Source organism: Cellulomonas endophytica (genome assembly GCF_004123805.1).
Lineage (GTDB): Bacteria > Actinomycetota > Actinomycetes > Actinomycetales > Cellulomonadaceae > Cellulomonas > Cellulomonas endophytica.
The window spans coordinates 50,118-65,651 of record NZ_RWJX01000001.1 but is presented as its reverse complement, the minus strand read 5'-3'; the positions used below and the strand labels follow the sequence as shown (position 1 = coordinate 65,651).

At 78.7% G+C, this 15,534-nt stretch carries 17 protein-coding genes; 13 read left to right on the top strand and 4 right to left on the bottom strand.

Annotation, left to right across the window (positions count from 1 at the left end):
- The first annotated feature begins 63 nt into the window (after nucleotides 1-63).
- Nucleotides 64-549 carry a nucleoside deaminase gene (locus EJA20_RS00280; protein WP_129336179.1) on the top strand — a complete coding sequence of 162 codons (486 nt, stop codon included), beginning with the start codon at nucleotides 64-66 and terminating at the stop codon, nucleotides 547-549.
- A gap of 26 nt (nucleotides 550-575) precedes the next feature.
- Nucleotides 576-1,178: a nucleotidyltransferase family protein gene (locus EJA20_RS00275; RefSeq protein WP_129336178.1), complete on the top strand. Its 603-nt coding sequence runs from the start codon at nucleotides 576-578 to the stop codon at nucleotides 1,176-1,178.
- 127 nt (nucleotides 1,179-1,305) lie between these two features.
- On the opposite strand, the gene EJA20_RS00270 is transcribed toward EJA20_RS00275, so the two are convergent.
- The gene (locus EJA20_RS00270) at nucleotides 1,306-1,791 is read right to left on the bottom strand and encodes an aromatic ring-opening dioxygenase LigA (RefSeq protein WP_129336177.1); all 486 of its coding nucleotides are present in this window, start codon (nucleotides 1,789-1,791) and stop codon (nucleotides 1,306-1,308) included.
- A gap of 106 nt (nucleotides 1,792-1,897) precedes the next feature.
- Nucleotides 1,898-2,551: an ANTAR domain-containing protein gene (locus EJA20_RS00265; RefSeq protein ID WP_129336176.1), complete on the bottom strand. Its 654-nt coding sequence runs from the start codon at nucleotides 2,549-2,551 to the stop codon at nucleotides 1,898-1,900.
- A 280-nt stretch (nucleotides 2,552-2,831) separates the two neighbouring features.
- On the opposite strand from EJA20_RS00265, the gene EJA20_RS00260 reads away from it, so the two are divergent.
- The 5 genes from EJA20_RS00260 (at nucleotide 2,832) to EJA20_RS00240 (ending at nucleotide 7,335) form a co-directional block, all read left to right on the top strand.
- On the top strand, nucleotides 2,832-3,482 hold the full coding sequence (locus EJA20_RS00260) for a hypothetical protein (protein WP_129336175.1): 651 nt from the start codon (nucleotides 2,832-2,834) through the stop codon (nucleotides 3,480-3,482).
- A gap of 170 nt (nucleotides 3,483-3,652) precedes the next feature.
- A complete protein-coding gene (locus tag EJA20_RS00255) occupies nucleotides 3,653-4,198 on the top strand; it encodes a DUF2231 domain-containing protein (protein WP_129336174.1) in 546 nt (181 codons plus the stop codon).
- Nucleotides 4,199-4,570: 372 nt separating this feature from the next.
- Entirely contained in the window at nucleotides 4,571-5,452 is an 882-nt protein-coding gene (locus EJA20_RS00250) for a manganese catalase (protein ID WP_129336173.1), read from the top strand.
- A gap of 137 nt (nucleotides 5,453-5,589) precedes the next feature.
- Nucleotides 5,590-6,924 (top strand): ANTAR domain-containing protein, encoded by a 1,335-nt coding sequence (locus EJA20_RS00245; protein ID WP_129336172.1) that lies wholly within the window; start codon nucleotides 5,590-5,592, stop codon nucleotides 6,922-6,924.
- Between the two features lie 144 nt (nucleotides 6,925-7,068).
- Nucleotides 7,069-7,335 carry a hypothetical protein gene (locus tag EJA20_RS00240; protein WP_129336171.1) on the top strand — a complete coding sequence of 89 codons (267 nt, stop codon included), beginning with the start codon at nucleotides 7,069-7,071 and terminating at the stop codon, nucleotides 7,333-7,335.
- Here EJA20_RS00240 and EJA20_RS00235 read toward each other — a convergent pair.
- Nucleotides 7,322-8,245 carry an NAD(P)H-hydrate dehydratase gene (locus EJA20_RS00235; protein WP_129336170.1) on the bottom strand — a complete coding sequence of 308 codons (924 nt, stop codon included), beginning with the start codon at nucleotides 8,243-8,245 and terminating at the stop codon, nucleotides 7,322-7,324. The two genes, EJA20_RS00240 and EJA20_RS00235, sit on opposite strands and share 14 nt — an antisense overlap.
- Nucleotides 8,242-9,027, bottom strand: a complete 786-nt coding sequence (locus tag EJA20_RS00230; protein WP_129336169.1) for a histidine phosphatase family protein — start codon at nucleotides 9,025-9,027, stop codon at nucleotides 8,242-8,244. The genes EJA20_RS00235 and EJA20_RS00230 overlap by 4 nt, the downstream gene beginning before the upstream one ends.
- A 145-nt stretch (nucleotides 9,028-9,172) precedes the next feature.
- Between EJA20_RS00230 and EJA20_RS00225 the strand changes: the two genes are divergently transcribed.
- From EJA20_RS00225 to EJA20_RS00200, 6 genes are all read left to right on the top strand, one after another.
- Nucleotides 9,173-9,403 (top strand): hypothetical protein, encoded by a 231-nt coding sequence (locus EJA20_RS00225; RefSeq protein WP_129336168.1) that lies wholly within the window; start codon nucleotides 9,173-9,175, stop codon nucleotides 9,401-9,403.
- A 95-nt stretch (nucleotides 9,404-9,498) separates the two neighbouring features.
- A complete protein-coding gene (locus tag EJA20_RS00220; RefSeq protein WP_129336167.1) occupies nucleotides 9,499-10,083 on the top strand; it encodes a hypothetical protein in 585 nt (194 codons plus the stop codon).
- A 178-nt stretch (nucleotides 10,084-10,261) separates the two neighbouring features.
- Nucleotides 10,262-11,305 carry a hypothetical protein gene (locus EJA20_RS00215; protein WP_129336166.1) on the top strand — a complete coding sequence of 348 codons (1,044 nt, stop codon included), beginning with the start codon at nucleotides 10,262-10,264 and terminating at the stop codon, nucleotides 11,303-11,305.
- Entirely contained in the window at nucleotides 11,302-12,282 is a 981-nt protein-coding gene (locus EJA20_RS00210) for a glycosyltransferase family 9 protein (protein ID WP_129336165.1), read from the top strand. Before EJA20_RS00215 ends, EJA20_RS00210 begins: the two co-directional genes overlap by 4 nt.
- Before the next feature lie 147 nt (nucleotides 12,283-12,429).
- On the top strand, nucleotides 12,430-14,631 hold the full coding sequence (locus tag EJA20_RS00205) for a SpoIIE family protein phosphatase (protein ID WP_129336164.1): 2,202 nt from the start codon (nucleotides 12,430-12,432) through the stop codon (nucleotides 14,629-14,631).
- Nucleotides 14,628-15,485: an SMP-30/gluconolactonase/LRE family protein gene (locus tag EJA20_RS00200; protein WP_129336163.1), complete on the top strand. Its 858-nt coding sequence runs from the start codon at nucleotides 14,628-14,630 to the stop codon at nucleotides 15,483-15,485. The genes EJA20_RS00205 and EJA20_RS00200 overlap by 4 nt, the downstream gene beginning before the upstream one ends.
- The last annotated feature ends 49 nt before the right edge of the window (nucleotides 15,486-15,534 follow it).

Sequence of the window (15,534 nt, the reverse complement as noted above, 5' to 3'; positions counted from 1 at the left end):
CCCGGCGGTTACGGTGACGCCCATCGTGGCACGCGGGGTGCCGGGCAGCGGGGAGGGGCGCGTGTGACGGGGTCGCCAGCGGGGTCCGACGAGGCCTTCCTCGCCCACGCGGTGCGCCTGGCCACGGAGAACGTCGCGGACGGCGGCGGCCCGTTCGGCGCCGTGGTGGTCCTCGACGGGGCCGTGGTCGGGACGGGGCAGAACCGGGTCACCCGGGACCACGACCCGACGGCCCACGCGGAGGTCGTCGCCATCCGGGACGCCTGCCGGGCCCTGGGCTCCTTCTCGCTCGTCGGCGCCACCGTCTTCGCCTCGTGCGAGCCGTGCCCGCTGTGCCTGGCGGCGACCCTGTGGAGCCGCGTCGACCGGGTCGTGTACGCGGCGGACCGCCACGACGCCGCGGCCGTCGGCTTCGACGACAGCGCCTTCTACGAGCTCTTCGCCCGGGAGCGGGACACGTGGCCCATGCCGGTCGTCGCGCACCGGCTGGCCGACGCGGACGCCCCCATGCGCGCGTGGGCCGAGCACGCGGCCCGGGTGCACTACTGACGCCACCGACGCCACCGACGCCACAGATGCCACCGACGTCCTCGGCGACGCCGGCCCCCGGGCCGGACCCGCGCGTCGTCGGGGTGGTGCTGGCCGCGGGCGCCGGCGCGCGGGCCGGCGGTCCCAAGGCCCTGCGGGTCGACGCGCGGGGGTCGTGGCTGCGCCGGGCGGTGACGACCTTGCGGGACGGCGGGTGCGACGCCGTCCTCGTCGTGCTCGGCGCCGCCCCGGGGGCGGCGGACCTCGTCGCCGACCTGGCCGGGGTCCGGGCCCTCGTCGTGCCGGGATGGTCCGAGGGGGTCGCCGCGTCGCTGCGCGGCGGGCTGAGGGCGGTGCCGTCCGGGGCCCTGGCCGCGGTGGTCGTGCCCGTCGACGTGCCGGACCTGCCGGTGGCCGTGGTGCGGCGGCTCCTCGACCCGCGGCCGGGGCCGGCGACCCTGCGCCGGGCGGTGTTCGGGGGGCGACCGGGGCACCCCGTGGTCGTCGGCCGCGACCACCGTGCGGCGCTGGCGGCCGCCGTGCGGGGCGACGCCGGCGGGCGCGCCTGGCTGGGGTCGCACGGCGTCGCCGACGTCGAGTGCGGGGACCTGCACGACGGCCGCGACGAGGACGGCCCGCCGCGACCGTGACCCCGCCGGTGCCCCGCCCGGACGCGACGGCCCCGGCCGGTCCTCGCACGCGGGGTGCGGGACCGGCCGGGGCCGGTGGTGCGGGTGGTGCTGGTCCGGCGTCGGGGCGGGGGCGGGGCCCCCGGTCTCAGGCCAGGGCGGGGACGGCGCCCGCCGCGGGGGCGGCGGCCGGCGTCACGCGCCCGTCGCGACGGTCGAGCACGAGGAGCGCCGCACCGACGAGGCCGAACAGGACGCCCAGGCCCATGACGAGGGCGGCGACGCCGAAGGCGACGACCGAGGTGAAGAGCGACGCCCGCAGGAACGAGCCGTTCATGGCGACCTCGCGCAGCGGGTCCTCGCGGTCGAGCTCGGCGTAGGTGAGGCCGCCGGTGGCCTCGAGGGCGTGGTGGCTGATGATGTCCGCCTCGGCGAAGGCGGTCCAGGGCGTGGTGACGGCCTGGCCCGCGAACATCCCGGCGTCCTCGGAGACGGTGATGTTCTCCGCGGCGAGCTTCGTCGAGACCATGCCCCAGGTGACGGCCCCGCCGACGACGAGGACGAGGCCGGCGACCATCGCCAGGACGGCGACGACGCGCACGAGGGGACGGCGGGCTGTGGGGGTGGCGTTCACGGTGGTGCCTCCTGTGGGGGATCGGGGCCGCGGCTCCCGCCCGACCCGGGCACCGGTCCCGGTGCCACCACCAGGATCGGCCCGCCGGCCGCCCCGCCCCCGGGACCTAGGTCGCGTCCGTCCGCCGCAGCCGCTCCAGGCCCGGTGCGGCCGTGCCCGCCGCCGCGATGCGCACGGCGAGGTCGCGCAGCTTCACGTTGCTCTCGTTGGACATACGGCGCAGGAGCGCGAAGGCGGCGCCCTCGTCGAGGCCGAGCTCGGCCATGACGACCCCCTTCGCGTGCTCGATGTCCGTGCGGTGCAGCGCCGCCGCGCGCACGGCCTCCTCGACCTCGCGCGCGACGAGCCCCTGGTACGCCCCCGTGAGGTCGACGAGCCAGGACCGGCCCGGCAGGTCGACGAGGAGGTGGACGCCGTCCGCGCCCGTGCCGCCCGAGCCGGCCGTGGCGTCCGGGCCGCCCGCGCCCGCCGACCGCACGACGTGCGCGACCGCGTCGTCGTCCCGGGTGCTGCGGCGCAGCGACCGCCGCAGCGCCTCCCGCTCGTCGGGGTCGGCGAGCGCCACGGCCGCGGCGTGGACCGTCGCGGGGTCGCCGCCGGCACCGTCGAGGGGCTGCAGCCAGTGGTCGCCCGGGGCGGGTGGCGGGGAGGCCGGCGCGGGGACGGGCGAGGGGGCCGGCGCCGGCACACCGGCGGCCGGCGGGGCAGGGACGGGCGTCGGCGTGGGGGCCGGGACCTCGGACGGCGCGGGGTGCGGCACGGGGGCCGACGTCGGCGACGACGGGAGGGGCTGCGCGGTCAATGGGGGCCTTTCACGATCCCTCGAGCCGCTGCTTGACCCGCGACCACCGTAGGGGATCGGGCGCGGGCCCGCCCGGCCGCGCCCGACCCGCGCCCGACCCGCGCCCGACCGCGCGCAGGACCGCGGGGGCGCGGCGCGAGCGTCCCGTGCCTGGTCGCGACGGCGCGTCGCCGGTGCGGTAACCTCCCCGGTCGAGTCAGGACGCGGCTCCGCCCGTCCGCCTACCCGGGAGCCGCGCGTGCTCGACCACCCTGCGACGACGTCCGTCCCCACCCTCCGGGCGGGCACCTTCCGGCTGCAGCGCCGCGACGACCGGTGGACCTGGTCCGACGGGATGTTCGCCGTGCACGGCTTCGCCCCCGGCGAGGTGGTCCCGACCACGGAGCTGCTGCTGCACCACACGGCGCCGGCCGTCCGCTCGCGCCTGGCCACGCTGCTCGCGTTCGACGCACCGCTGGAGACCTTCGTGTCGGTGCACACCCTGCGGGACGCGCGGGCCCGCGACCGCGTGGTCGCGCTGCTCGTCGACCGCGAGGGGGAGGACGACGAGGTGCTCGTCGGCGTCCTGGTGGACCTCACCGACCACGCCCGGCGGGTGGCGTCGGTCGCGGCAGGACGGGCGATCGAGCACGAGGTCGCGGGGACGGCGGCGGTCGACCAGGCCGTGGGGGTCGTGGCCGCCGCGACCGGCCTGCCCGTGGACGCGGCGGAGGCGGCGCTGCGGGCGTGGGCGCAGTCCGAGGGGCAGGACCTGGCGCTCGCGGCGGGCGTGCTCCGCTCCCTCGTCGTCGCCGGCGGGCCGGACGCCGTCCGCGAGGCCCTGGCGGCGGCGGACGCCGCCGGCGACGCGACGGCCGGCGACGGGCTGGACCGGCGCGCGACGGGCTGACGGCACCCCGGCCGGGCGGCGTGTCCCCGCCAGCGGTCGCGGGGTCGACGGCCCCGGGTGCGCGCCCGGCCCACCCGCGGCTGCGGTCGCCGGGGTGGTGCCGGGCTGCGATCCTGCACGGGGCCGGGCGTCGAGCCGAGTGGCGCCGGCGCGACCCCAGGGGGACCACCGTGCGCTCCGTCTACGCCAGCTCGACCGCCCGCCGCCTCACCGAAGGCCTTGAGCACCTGCCTGCCCTCGACCCGGCGGTCGCGGTGCTCGAGCGCGTGGCTCAGCCGTTCGTCGGAGGGCGCCGACGGTGGCGCACGCTGCGCGGCGCCGCCCTGGGACACCCGTTGCACCCGGTGCTCTCCGACGCGCCCGTCGGCCTGTGGTCCTCGAGCCTCGTCCTCGACCTCGCCGGGGGGCCGGGGTCCGAGGCGGCGGCCGACCGCCTCCTCGGCCTCGGGGTGCCGGCGGCCGTGCCGACGATGATCACGGGCCTGGCCGACTGGTCGGCGGGGGACCTGGCCCTCCGCCGGGTCGGCACCGTCCACGCGACTCTCAACGGCGTCGGGCTCGTCGCCCTCACCGCCTCCTGGTGGGCGCGCCGGCGCGGCCACCGGCGGACGGGCAAGGCGCTCAGCCTCGCGGGCATGGGGCTGGCGGGCGGCGGGGCGTACCTCGGCGGCCACATGGCGTACGCCACGGGGGCGCGGCCGCAGCAGTCGCGGTAGGCGCCCGCGCGGCGCGCGGCGGGCCCGGGTGGGAGCGCGCTCCCCGGGCCGGCGTCCCGGTGGCGGGGCCGGTGAGGGCGACCTAACGTCGAGACGTCAGCCCGGCCGGGCGTCGAGCGAGCGGGGACCGGCGGGCCCGAACCGGGCGCGAGCCGCCCGACGCACCGCACCCCCGTCGCTCGGGACGGGCGGCCGTGCCTCCGGCCCTGCGGCCGGACGCGACCCGCCCGCCGGACGGCGCCGGGGTGCCCCCGACCCGGACGGGCCCGTCCCGCCGCGGTCGACCGCCGGCACCCGCCGCGCACGGGCCGGTCGTCGTCCCCTGCGCACCGCTGACCGACGCGCCCGACGGACGCGCCGGAGAGGAGAGCCATGTTCTTCCACCGCCAGGAGCTCCAGCACCAGGCCAAGCCCGACAAGCCCGACGCGGTCTACGCGCGCAAGCTCCAGGAGGTCCTGGGCGGGCAGTACGGCGAGATCTCCGTCGCCATGCAGTACGGGTTCCAGGCCTGGAACATCCACATCCCGGGCAAGTACCGCGACCTGCTCTACGGCATCGGTGCCGAGGAGTTCGGGCACGTGGAGATCCTCGCGACGATGATCGCCCAGCTGCTCGAGAAGGCGCCCGTCGGGCTCACGGAGGACGCGATCCAGAAGGACCCGACCGTCGCGGCGGTCATCGGCGGCACCGACGTGCAGCACGCGATCGTCGCGGGCGCCGGCGCGCGCCCCGTGGACAGCAACGGCAACCCCTGGCAGGGCAGCTACATCACCGCCAGCGGCAACCTCCTGGCCGACTTCACGGCCAACGCCAACGCGGAGATGCAGGGCCGCCTCCAGGTCGCCCGGCTCTACCACATGACCGACGACCACGGCGTGAAGGACCTGCTGGGGTTCCTCCTCGCGCGCGACACCATGCACCAGAACCAGTGGATGGCCGCGGCGCGCGAGCTGCAGGAGGAGGGCCACGAGCTGCTGCCCGTGCCGAGCAACTTCCCCCTGGCGCAGGAGGACCGCGACGTGTCCTACCAGTACATCAACTTCTCCGACGGCGCCCAGGCGGGCGAGGGCTCGTGGGCGTCCGGCCCCACCCCGGACGGCAAGGGCGAGTTCACGTACGTCGCCGAGCCGCCGGCCGGTGTGCCCATGCCGCCGCCCACCGTCCCCGACCCGCGCCTGTACGGCACCTCGCCGGTGCCGAACGCCGTGGAGAAGGTGACGAGCACGATCAAGGACGTGCTGCACAAGGGCTGACGCCACGGCACGCCCCCCGGGACCGCCGGTGCCGGGGGGCGTCGCCGTGCCCGGACCCCGCCCCGCCCCTCGGGCGGCCTGTGCCAGGCTGGGGGCCGGTCCCCTCGTCCGGAGGGGCCACGCCGAGAAGAGGCACCGTGACCACGACCCCGGACCGTCGCCGGACGCCACGACCCGGGCCGGGCGCGGGCCGCCCCTGGGCACCGGGCGGGCCCACCGCCCTGGACGAGGTCCTCACGGGTCTGACGACCGCCGACGCCGACCCCGTCGCGCTGCTCGAGAAGCTGGAGAGCGCGCACGCGGCGCTGCGGGTCGCCGACGAGGAGGCGCGGGTCCAGCGGGACCAGATCGCAGCGCTGCTCGCCGAGCGTCGCGCGTCCGGGCTCCAGCGTCAGTGGCTGGCCGGGCTCCTGCCCGTGCCCATGCTGGTCACCGACCGCGCCGGGGTCGTCACCTCCGCGAACAGCGCCGCCGCCCGCCTGCTGCGCATCGCCCTGCTGCACCTCCTGCGCAAGCCGCTGGTGGGCTTCGTCCACGAGGACGACCGGGGTGCGGTCCTCGGCCTGCTGCCGGGCGCAGGGGAGGGCACGGCCCGCGGGCGTGTCCGCCTCCTGCCCCGGCGGTCCGACGCGGTCGAGGTCGACCTGGTCGTGACCGGGGACGGCTGGGCCGGCGGCGAGGACGAGCTCGCATGGACGCTGCTCGCCGGCCCGGAGGCGGGGTCGCCCGTCGACGGCGCCGGTGGAGCGGGGTCCGAGCCGCTGCTCCTGGCGGCGGGCTTCGTCGAGATGTGCGCGCTGCCGGCGCAGGACCTGGACCCGCGTGCCCTGCTGCAGCGGGTCGCGACCGTGGTCGAGCGAGCCCTCCCGGGCACGGACGCGGTGAGCGTCGAGCTCGGCTCCGCCGCGGCTCCGACGGCGCTGGCGTCGACGTCCCCCGTCGCGGACGAGCTCGACGGGCTCCAGGTCCAGACGGGACAGGGTCCGTGCGTGACGGCCCCCGAGTCGCACGAGACGGTGCTCACGGGGGATGTCAGCGCCGACCCCCGGTGGCCGCGGCTGGCGGCTCGCGCGCGGGCCGCCGCCGCCCGCTCCGTCGTCGCCGTGCCCCTGGTGGTCGACGGCGAGCCGGCCGGGGCGATCAACTGCTACGCCACGCGCACGGCCGCGTACGGCGAGGCCGAGGTGCAGACCGCCGAGCTGCTCGCCGCGGCGGCGGGCGCCGTGCTGGCCGAGGTGCGGCAGAAGCAGCGCCTGCGGGACCTGGCGGGGCAGCTCGACGAGGCGCTGCGGTCCCGCGCGGTCATCGACGAGGCCAAGGGCATCGTCATGGCCCGGCGTGGCGGCACCCCGGACGAGGCCTTCGCGTTCCTGGCCCGGCTCAGCCAGCAGCGCAACGTGAAGGTCCGCGACCTCGCCGCGTCCATCGTCGAGCAGACGGCCGCCCACCGTCCCGCCGGCCCGGCCGCCTGAGGCCCGGGTCGCGGCCGGGCGGACCGGCTCGTCACGGCCGACGTCCTCGGCCGACGCGCCCGTGTACACGACCGCGTCGATGTGGGAGCCTGGTCGCCCGCCCGGGTGAAGCACCCGCCCGGCTGGCCCCGCCCGGAGAGCCCCATGACCGAGCTCGTGCTCGTCACCGACGACCGTCTCCGTGTGCTGTTCGCCCAGGCGGTCACCGTCCGGACCGAGTCGGCGTGCGACGACGAGCGTGCGGCGGCCGCCGTCCGGCTGCTCCAGGTCGCGGAGGAGCTCGACCGCCGTCGGGCGCGCCGCCGGAGGGTGGCCGCGGTGCCCACCGCGCGGGGACCCGGCTCGCTGCTGCGGACGCCGGGCGGGGGTGTCCCCGTCGTCGCGCCGCCCTCCGGCCTCAGCGAGCCGTGAGCTCGACGAGCACGCGCGGCAGCTCGTCGAGCAGCTCGCGGGCGAGGTAGCCCAGCGGGCCGACGCGCGCCGCGAGGCGGTCACCGGCCGTCGCGTGCAGGGACACGCCCCAGGCGGTGGCCTGCGGCAACGTGGCGCCGCCCGCGACGAGCCCGGCGACCGCCCCGGCGAGCACGTCTCCGCTGCCCGAGGTCCCCAGCCCGGAGTACCCGCTGGCGCAGGCCCAGGCGCCCGACGCCGACGGGCCGTCGCCGTCCTCGTGCGTGCCGTCGTCGTCCGGGGGCGCGGCGACCTGGCCGCGCAGCGTGACGACCGCCCCGAAGCGCTCGGCCACGCGGGCGGCCGCCGTGGCGTCGTCCTCCTCGCCCCGGCTGCCCAGCAGGCGTGCGGCCTCCGCGCCGTTCGGCGTCAGCGCGAGGCGCCCGGCGAGCGCGGCGCGCACGTCGGGGGTGCTGGGCAGGACGCCGAGGGCGAAGGCGTCGAGGACCACGGGCGTCGTGGGCGGCAGCGCGGCGACCACCGCACGCAGCAGTGCCCGGGTGCCGTCGGGCTCGTCGAGGCCCGGCCCCAGCAGGACCACGTCCGCACGCTCGAGCTCGGCGTCCAGGAGCCCGCCGTGCGTGCCGACGAGGGAGCCCGCCGCCGTCTCGGGCAGCCCGACGACGCCCGCCTCGGGGACGGCGACGGCGAGGGACGGCGCTGCCGAGCGCGCGACCGCGAGCGTGAGCCGCCCGGCGCCCACCCGCAGCGACGCGGTGCCGGCCAGCAGGACTGCGCCGACGGTGGCGCGGGCGCCGCCGATCACGAGCACCCCGCCGCGGTCGTCCTTCGAGCCCCGCCGGTCGGGCAGGGGCCAGGCCCGCAGGGCGGACGGCGTCAGGGGGAGCGGGGCCGGAGCGTGCTCGCTCACGCGTCCCCCCGCCCCTCGTGCTCCGTCACGGGCACGTCGTCGAGGTGGCCGACGTCGTCGAGCAGCACCGTGCGCCAGGGGCCCGTCCCGTCCGCCGGCGGGTCGAGGCGGGTGAGGGAGGCGTTGCGGACGCTGCGCTCGCGCACCGCGGCCAGGAGCTGGTCCTCCGAGAGCTCCTCGAGCACGTAGCGGACGAGGTGCACGACGGCGTCGTGGGTGACGACGAGCACCCGCCGGCCCGCGGCGAGGCGTTCGACGTCGGCGAGGACCGACCGCAGCCGCAGGGCGACGTCCGCCCATGACTCCCCGCCCGGCGGCCGGTAGTACATCTTGCCGAGGAGCCTGCGCCGCGCCGCCTCGTCGGGCAGCCGGGCCGCGATGCCGCGGGCCGTCAGCCGGTCCGTGATGCCGAGCTCGCGGTCGCGCAGGCGCTCGTCGACGCGGACGGGGACCGCCAGCCCGGCGGCAGCGAGCGCCTCGAGGGTCGTGCGGTGCGCCCGGACGTAGGGCGAGCACCAGACGGCGTCCGGCCGGTCCCCGGGGTCGAGGGCCGCGAGCCGGCGGCCGAGGGCGCGCGCCTGCTCCACGCCGCGGTCGGACAGAGGCGTGTCGGCGTCCCGGGTGACGACGTCGACGACCTCGGCCGCGGACGCCTCGGCCGCGGTCGCGGCGACGTTGCCCACGCTCTCGCCGTGCCGGACGAGCAGCAGGTGGGCGGGCCGGTCGGGCGACGCGGGGGCGGTGGGCAGGCCCGACGGCGGGGGGGCGGCGGTGGGGGGCATGGCCCCACCGTCGCACCGGGCCGCCCCGCCCGCACGCCGCCCGCACGCCGCCCGCACGCCGCCCGTCGGCCGGGCGGCGATCACCTGAGGCCCGGCCCGGCGCCCTGCGGTGGCCGGGAGGCGGGCGGGGCCCCAGGCTGGGGGCATGGCGAAGCACACCCTGACCCTCGAGCTCCAGGTCGACGTGACGGACGAGGCGGCGCTCGTCGACGCCGTCCGCGACTCCACTCCGGAGGACTCCCTCCAGCCCGACGACATCCGCGAGGAGGACCGCACGGCCTCCAGCCTCGTCGCCGCGTTCTCCAAGGCCGCCAAGGGGCTGTCCGTGCCCGGCGTCGACGTCCACGAGGCCAAGGTGCTGGAGCGGGACGCCTGAGCCGGGCCCTCCTCGGGCCCGCCAGGGGGGCGGCCGTGCGGCCCCGTCGGCGCGCCGGGGGCCGCCGTGTCGGACCCCCGGTGCACCCTGGTGGCATGACGACGCTCTCCTGCTCCTGCGGCCTGGTGGCGACGACCCGGCGGAACCCGTTCGCGGGCCTGGGTCTCGCCGAGCGGCTCGCGCTCGTCGAGGCCGCCTGGTCCGTCGAGGACGGCTTCCTCGTGCTCGAGCTCGACGGCGCCTGGCACCCCGCGCACGGCGAGCCCGACGAGGCCTGCGTGCTGCTGGCGGACCTCGACGAGGTCGACGCGACGGCGGGCCTGGGCACCGAGGAGGCCGCACGGCTGCGGGCCGCCCTCGCGGGGGCCCGCCTCGGCGGGCTCGACCTGCCGCTGCCCCACGAGGCGGAGGGCCTGCGGGTCCGGGTGCGCCCGGCGCGCGAGTTCGCCCCGGCACTGCTCGTCACGGCGGAGGACGCGGACGGACCGGCGCTGGACGCGGTCGTCGCGGCACCGGCCGACGTCCCGTCCGCGGCGGGCGAGGTGCTCGCGGCCGTGGTCGCGCTGCACGCGCGCCACGGCCGGGCCGGGCTCGTGGCCCTCGACCGGCTCGCGGGTCGGCACCCCCTGCTCGACGCCGTCGCCGCGGTGGAGCGCGCCCTCGCGGCGCACGCGGCCTGAGGCGCCCGTGCCCGACCCCTCCTCGCCCCGCGACGCCGACCGCGGCGCCCCCGGGACCCGAGCCGCCGCCCCGGCCGGCGGTCCGGCGTCGGGTGCGCGACCCGTCGGCACGCGCCCACGTCACCGCAGCCCGCTCCTGCGCCTCGGCCTGCCGCGCGACCCCGCGGCGCCGTCCTCGGTGGCCGCCTTCCTGGTGGTCACCGTGGCGACGGTCATGGTCACCCGCCTCGTGCTGGCCGCCCTGGGCTGGCCGCGCCTGGGCGGTGACGGGCTCCACGTCGCCCACGTGCTGTGGGGCGGGCTCCTGCTCGCGGTCGCCTTCCTCGCGCTGCTGTCGTTCGCGGGCCCGACGGCCCGCCCCCTGGGCGCGGTGATCGGCGGCATCGGCTTCGGGCTGTTCGTCGACGAGATCGGCAAGTTCGTCACGTCCGACAACGACTACTTCTACCGGCCGGCCGCCGCCCTCATCTACGGCACGGTCGTCCTGCTCGTGCTGCTCGCCGACGCGCTGCACGGGCGGCGGCCGCACGACCCCGCCGAGCACCTGGCCGCCGCCGCGGACCGGGCGGTCGCCGGGCTCGTCGGGGGGTTCACGCCGCACGCGCGCCGCGAGGCCTACGGGCTGCTCGACCACGCGGGCGACGTGCGGGGGAGCCGCGAGGTCCGGGCGCTGCTGGACGCGGTGGCCGACGACGACGCCGAGGTGCCGAACCCCGTCGACGCGGTGCAGCGCGCCGTCAGCCGCGCGACGCACCGCGCCGTCGCGGAGCGGTGGGTCCCGGTGCTCACGGTCCTCGTCCTCGTCCTCGTCTCGCTCACGACCGCCGTCGGCGGGGTGCTCGCGGGCCGGGCGGGCGCGCCGGCACCCGCGTGGGTCGTCGTCGGCCTCGTCGCCGGCGCCGTGGTGTCGACCGCCTTCGCGGGGGCCGGCCTGGCGGTGGTCGGACGCGACCGGGAACGGGCCTACCGCCGCTTCCGTCGTGCCGTCCTGGTGAGCCTGCTCGTCACCGACGTGTTCCTCTTCGGCCTGCTCGAGTGGGCAGCGGTCGCGGGCCTGGTGGCCGACCTGCTGGTCCTCGGCATCGTCACCGCGGAGCTGGGCGAGATCGAGCGCCGCGCGGATCACGACCACGACCACGGGCAGGGGCACGGGGCCGGGGACGGGACAAGGCACGGGACAGGGCGCGACCCGTCGGCAGCGTCCCGGGGCGGCGCGGCGTGAGGCCGCCCGGCGAGGTCCGCGACCGGCCCGAGGTCCTGGCCCTGCGCGCGCTCAAGCTCGGCGACCTGCTCGTCGCGGTGCCGGCGCTCCACGCGCTGCGGCGCGGCTTCCCCGACCACGACCTCGTCGTGGCGGTCCCCGGCTGGCTGGCGCCGCTGGTCGACCTCGTCGGCGGCGTGGACGCCCACCTGCCCACGCCGGGCCTCGACGCGCCGCTGCCGCTCGCCCCGGGCCGCGTCGACGTCGCGGTGAACCTCCACGGGGACGGGCCGGACAGCCGGGACGTCATCGCGGCCCTGGGGGCCCGACGGGTGCTGCAGCACCGATCGCCGAGCGACCCCGACGGGCCGCCGTGGCAGGACGGCATCCACGAGCGCGTCCGCTGGGCACGGCTGGTGACGGCGCACGGCGTCCCCGCCGACCCGGACGACCTCGCCCTGCGGCGGCCTGACGGGGACGCCGTGGTGACCGCCGCGGCGGTGGTGCACGTCGGTGCGTTCCACGGGGCGCGGCGCTGGCCCGTCGAGCGCTTCGCGGCCGTGGCCGCCGCGCTGGCCGAGGACGGCCTGCCCGTCGTGGTGACCGGGAGCGCGGCGGAGGCGGAGCGGGCGCGCGCCGTCGCCCGGGGCGCCGGCCTGCCGCCGGCCGCCGTGCTGGCCGGCGACCTCGATCTCACCGCCCTCGCCCTGCTCGTCCACGACGCCGCCCTCGTCGTCAGCGCGGACACCGGCGTCGCGCACCTGGCGTCGGCCTACGGCGTGCCGTCCGTGGTCCTCTTCGGGCCCGCGCCGCCGGAGGAGTGGGGACCGCCCGCCGACGGCCCGCACGTGGTCCTCACGGACGCCTCCGTGCGCCGGGGGGAGACCTTCGCCGAGACGCCGGACCCCGCCCTGCTGGCCGTGTCCGCGGCCGACGTCCTCGCCGCCGCACGGGACCTGCGCGGCGTCGCCCCCCGCCGCCGGCCCGTCCCCGGCTGACCGTCGCACCGCGCCGGGGCGGGCGGCACGGACCACGATCCGCCCGGGACGCGGCGCGCGGTCCCGCGGGGACGCGGGGCGCACCGGGATCCGACAGGATGGGGCCGCCGCCCGGCCGGGCGGGCGAGGACGGGCGACGGGACGCGCATGGGGACCGAGGGCACCGGGGAGCACCCGGCCGCGGCGCCGCGCGCGGACGTGGACCTCGTCCTGGGCCGGCTCGCCATCGAGGCGGCCGGCATCGGCACCTACGAGTGGGACCTGGCCACGGGCGAGCTGCGCTGGTCGGACCGGATGCTCGAGCTCGCGGGGTTCGACCGCAGCCGCTGGGGCGGGCGGATCGAGGACTTCGACGCCATCGTGCACCCGGACGACCGGGCCGGGGTGCACGCCGCGATCGGCGCCGCGATGCCGACGGGCGGCGACTTCGCCATCGAGTACCGCATCACCACCCCCGCCGGCCGCACGCGCTGGTTCGCGGCCCGCGGGCGGGTGCTGCTGGACCTCGACGGCACGCCGGTCCGCGTCGTCGGGTCGGCGTTCGACACCACCGACGTCTCCGACGCCGCCCTGCGCGTCGCACGGCTGCTCGAGGCGATGCCCACGGCGTTCATCGCCCTCGACCACGACTGGCGGTTCACGTTCGTCAACGGCGAGGCGGAGCGCCTGCTCGGCCGCGGCCGGGAGGAGCTCCTCGGGGGGGACGTCTGGTCCCTCTTCCCGGCCGCGCCCGGCACGGACTTCGAGCGCCACTACCGGCACGCCCTCGCGACGGGGGAGCCCGTCGCGTTCGACGCCTACTACCCCGCGCCGCTCGACCGCTGGTACGAGGTGCGCGCCTGGCCGGGGCCGGAGGGGCTGTCGGTCTACTTCCTCGACGTCAGCGCGCGCCACCGTGCGCAGGAGGCCGCGGAGCGCGCCCGCCGCCGCCTCGAGCTGCTGGCGGAGGTCTCCGGACGCCTGGGGGAGACCCTCGACGCGGAGCGGGCGGTGGGCCTCCTGGCCCGCACGATCGTGCCGGCGCTCGCCGACTGGTGCGTGGTCACCCTCGTCGACGAGCACGGGCCGGCGGGCCGGCGGGTCCGCGACATCGCCTCCTGGCACGTGGACCCCGCCTACCGGCCCCTCGTCGAGCGGTACACGGCCTCGCGCCTGACCGCGCTCGACGACGCGTCCTTCCTGCGGGCCGCGCTCGAGGGCGGCCTCCCGGTCCGCGTGCCGGAGCCGGCGCACGAGCGGATCGCGACCGTGCTGCGCTCGGGCGAGGCCCGGGAGCTGCTCGCGGTGCTCGCTCCCCGGTCCGCGGCGGTGCTGCCCATGCGCGCCCGCGGCCGCACGGTCGGGGCGCTGAGCCTCTTCACCGGCCCGGCGCGCGAGGGGTTCGACGAGGAGGACCTGCGCACGGCGACGGAGGTCGCCGCCCGGGCCGGCCTCGCGCTGGACAACGCCCGCCTGTACGGCGAGCAGGTCCACGTGGCGGAGGCCCTGCAGCGGGCGATGCTGTCCGACCCGCCGGAGCCCGACCACGTGGAGATCGCGGTGCGGTACGAGCCGGCCGCGGAGGCCGCGCGTGTCGGCGGCGACTGGTACGACGCGTTCCTCCAGGGCGACGGCCGCACGGTGCTCGTCGTCGGGGACGTGGTCGGGCACGACATGGAGGCCGCCGCGCAGATGGGCCAGCTGCGCGCCCTCCTGCGGGGCGTCGCCGTGGCGACGGGTGCCGGTCCGGCCGAGCTGCTCCGCCGGGTCGACGGGACGCTGCGGACGCTGGGCTCGCCGACGATCGCGACGGCGGTCGTCGCCCGCGTGGAGCAGACCCCCGACGAGCGGGCGCGCGGGGTGTCCCGCGTGGTGTGGTCCAGCGCCGGCCACCCCGCGCCGGTCGTCGCGCACCCCGACGGGACCGTCGACGCCGTCGCGCCGGGCGCGACCGACGCCCTGCTCGGCGTCGTGCCCGACAGCCCGCGCGAGGAGCACACCCTGCTGCTGGAGCGGGGCAGCACCGTCCTGCTGTACACGGACGGCCTCGTCGAGCGCCGCGGCGAGCCCCTCGCGGAGGGCACGCGGCGCCTGCGGGACGTCCTCGCCGAGCCCGCGGCGCGCGACCAGCCGCTGAAGGCGCTGCTCGACACGCTCGTGGCGCGGCTGCTCCCCGCCCGGCCCACGGACGACGTGGCGCTCGTCGGCGTCCGGCTGCACCGGCAGGACGAGCCCCGGCCCGCCCAGGCGGGCCCGAACCAGGTGCCGTCGGACGTCCCGCCCGACGCCCCGGACCGTCCGGGGGCCACCGGCCCCACCGGACCGACGACGCGCATCCCCCCGACCGACGACAGCAGGGAGCAGAGATGACGACGCCACCGACCGGCACCGTGGAGCCGCTGACGGGGCCGGTCGCCTTCCACGCGGAGGGGCCGGTGTGGTCGCCGGCGTGGGGCGGCCTGCGGTTCGTCGACATGCTGGCCGGCGACCTGCTCACCGTGGGGGCCGACGGCGCGGTCGACCGGCTCCACGTCGGCGACGTGGCGGCGTTCGTCCGGCCCCGGGCGCGCGGCGGGTACGTCGTCGGGCTGGAACGCGGCCTCGGGCTCGCCGAGCGCGTCGACGAGCCGCCGCGGGCGCTGCCGCCCCTGTGGGAGGACCCGGCGGTGCGTCTCAACGAGGGCGGCTGCGACACCGCGGGCAACCTCTACGCGGGGTCGATGGCGTACGAGGGGACGCCCGGGGCGGCGCGGCTGTACCGGGTGACGCCGTCCCTCGAGGTGTCGGTGGTCGTCCCCGACGCGACGGTGTCGAACGGCATCGACCTCTCGCCGGACGGCACGCTCGCGTACTACGACGACACGCACACGCACCGCACGGACGTCTTCACCGTGCAGGACGGCCGGCTGAGGGACCGGCGGCCGTGGCGCGACTGGGGCGAGGGGCGGCCGGACGGCCTCACCGTCGACGCGGCGGGCAACGTGTGGGTGGCGTTCTACGGCGACGGCGTCGTCCGCCTGTCGTCGCCCGAGGGGCGGACGCTGGCGGAGGTCGGGCTCCCCGGGGCGAACACGACCGCCTGCGCGCTCGGCGGTCCCGACGGGCGCGACCTGTTCGTCACGACCTCGCGCGAGGGGCTCGAGGCGCCGGGCGAGGCCGACGGGGCGGTGTTCCGCGTCCGCGTCGAGGTGCCGGGAAAGCCGGTCCTGCCGTTCGGCGGGTGAGCGCGGGGCGGCCGAGACGCGGGTGAGGTGCGGGTGAGGTGCGGGTGAG

Coding starts and splice junctions, on each gene's coding strand:
- EJA20_RS00250 (WP_129336173.1), top strand. CDS start 4,571: ATGTTCTTCCACCGCCAGGAGCTCCAGCACCAGGCCAAGCCCGACAAG.
- EJA20_RS00230 (WP_129336169.1), bottom strand. CDS start 9,027: ATGCCCCCCACCGCCGCCCCCCCGCCGTCGGGCCTGCCCACCGCCCCC.
- EJA20_RS00220 (WP_129336167.1), top strand. CDS start 9,499: ATGACGACGCTCTCCTGCTCCTGCGGCCTGGTGGCGACGACCCGGCGG.
- EJA20_RS00275 (WP_129336178.1), top strand. CDS start 576: ATGCCACCGACGTCCTCGGCGACGCCGGCCCCCGGGCCGGACCCGCGC.
- EJA20_RS00200 (WP_129336163.1), top strand. CDS start 14,628: ATGACGACGCCACCGACCGGCACCGTGGAGCCGCTGACGGGGCCGGTC.
- EJA20_RS00240 (WP_129336171.1), top strand. CDS start 7,069: ATGACCGAGCTCGTGCTCGTCACCGACGACCGTCTCCGTGTGCTGTTC.
- EJA20_RS00225 (WP_129336168.1), top strand. CDS start 9,173: ATGGCGAAGCACACCCTGACCCTCGAGCTCCAGGTCGACGTGACGGAC.
- EJA20_RS00205 (WP_129336164.1), top strand. CDS start 12,430: ATGGGGACCGAGGGCACCGGGGAGCACCCGGCCGCGGCGCCGCGCGCG.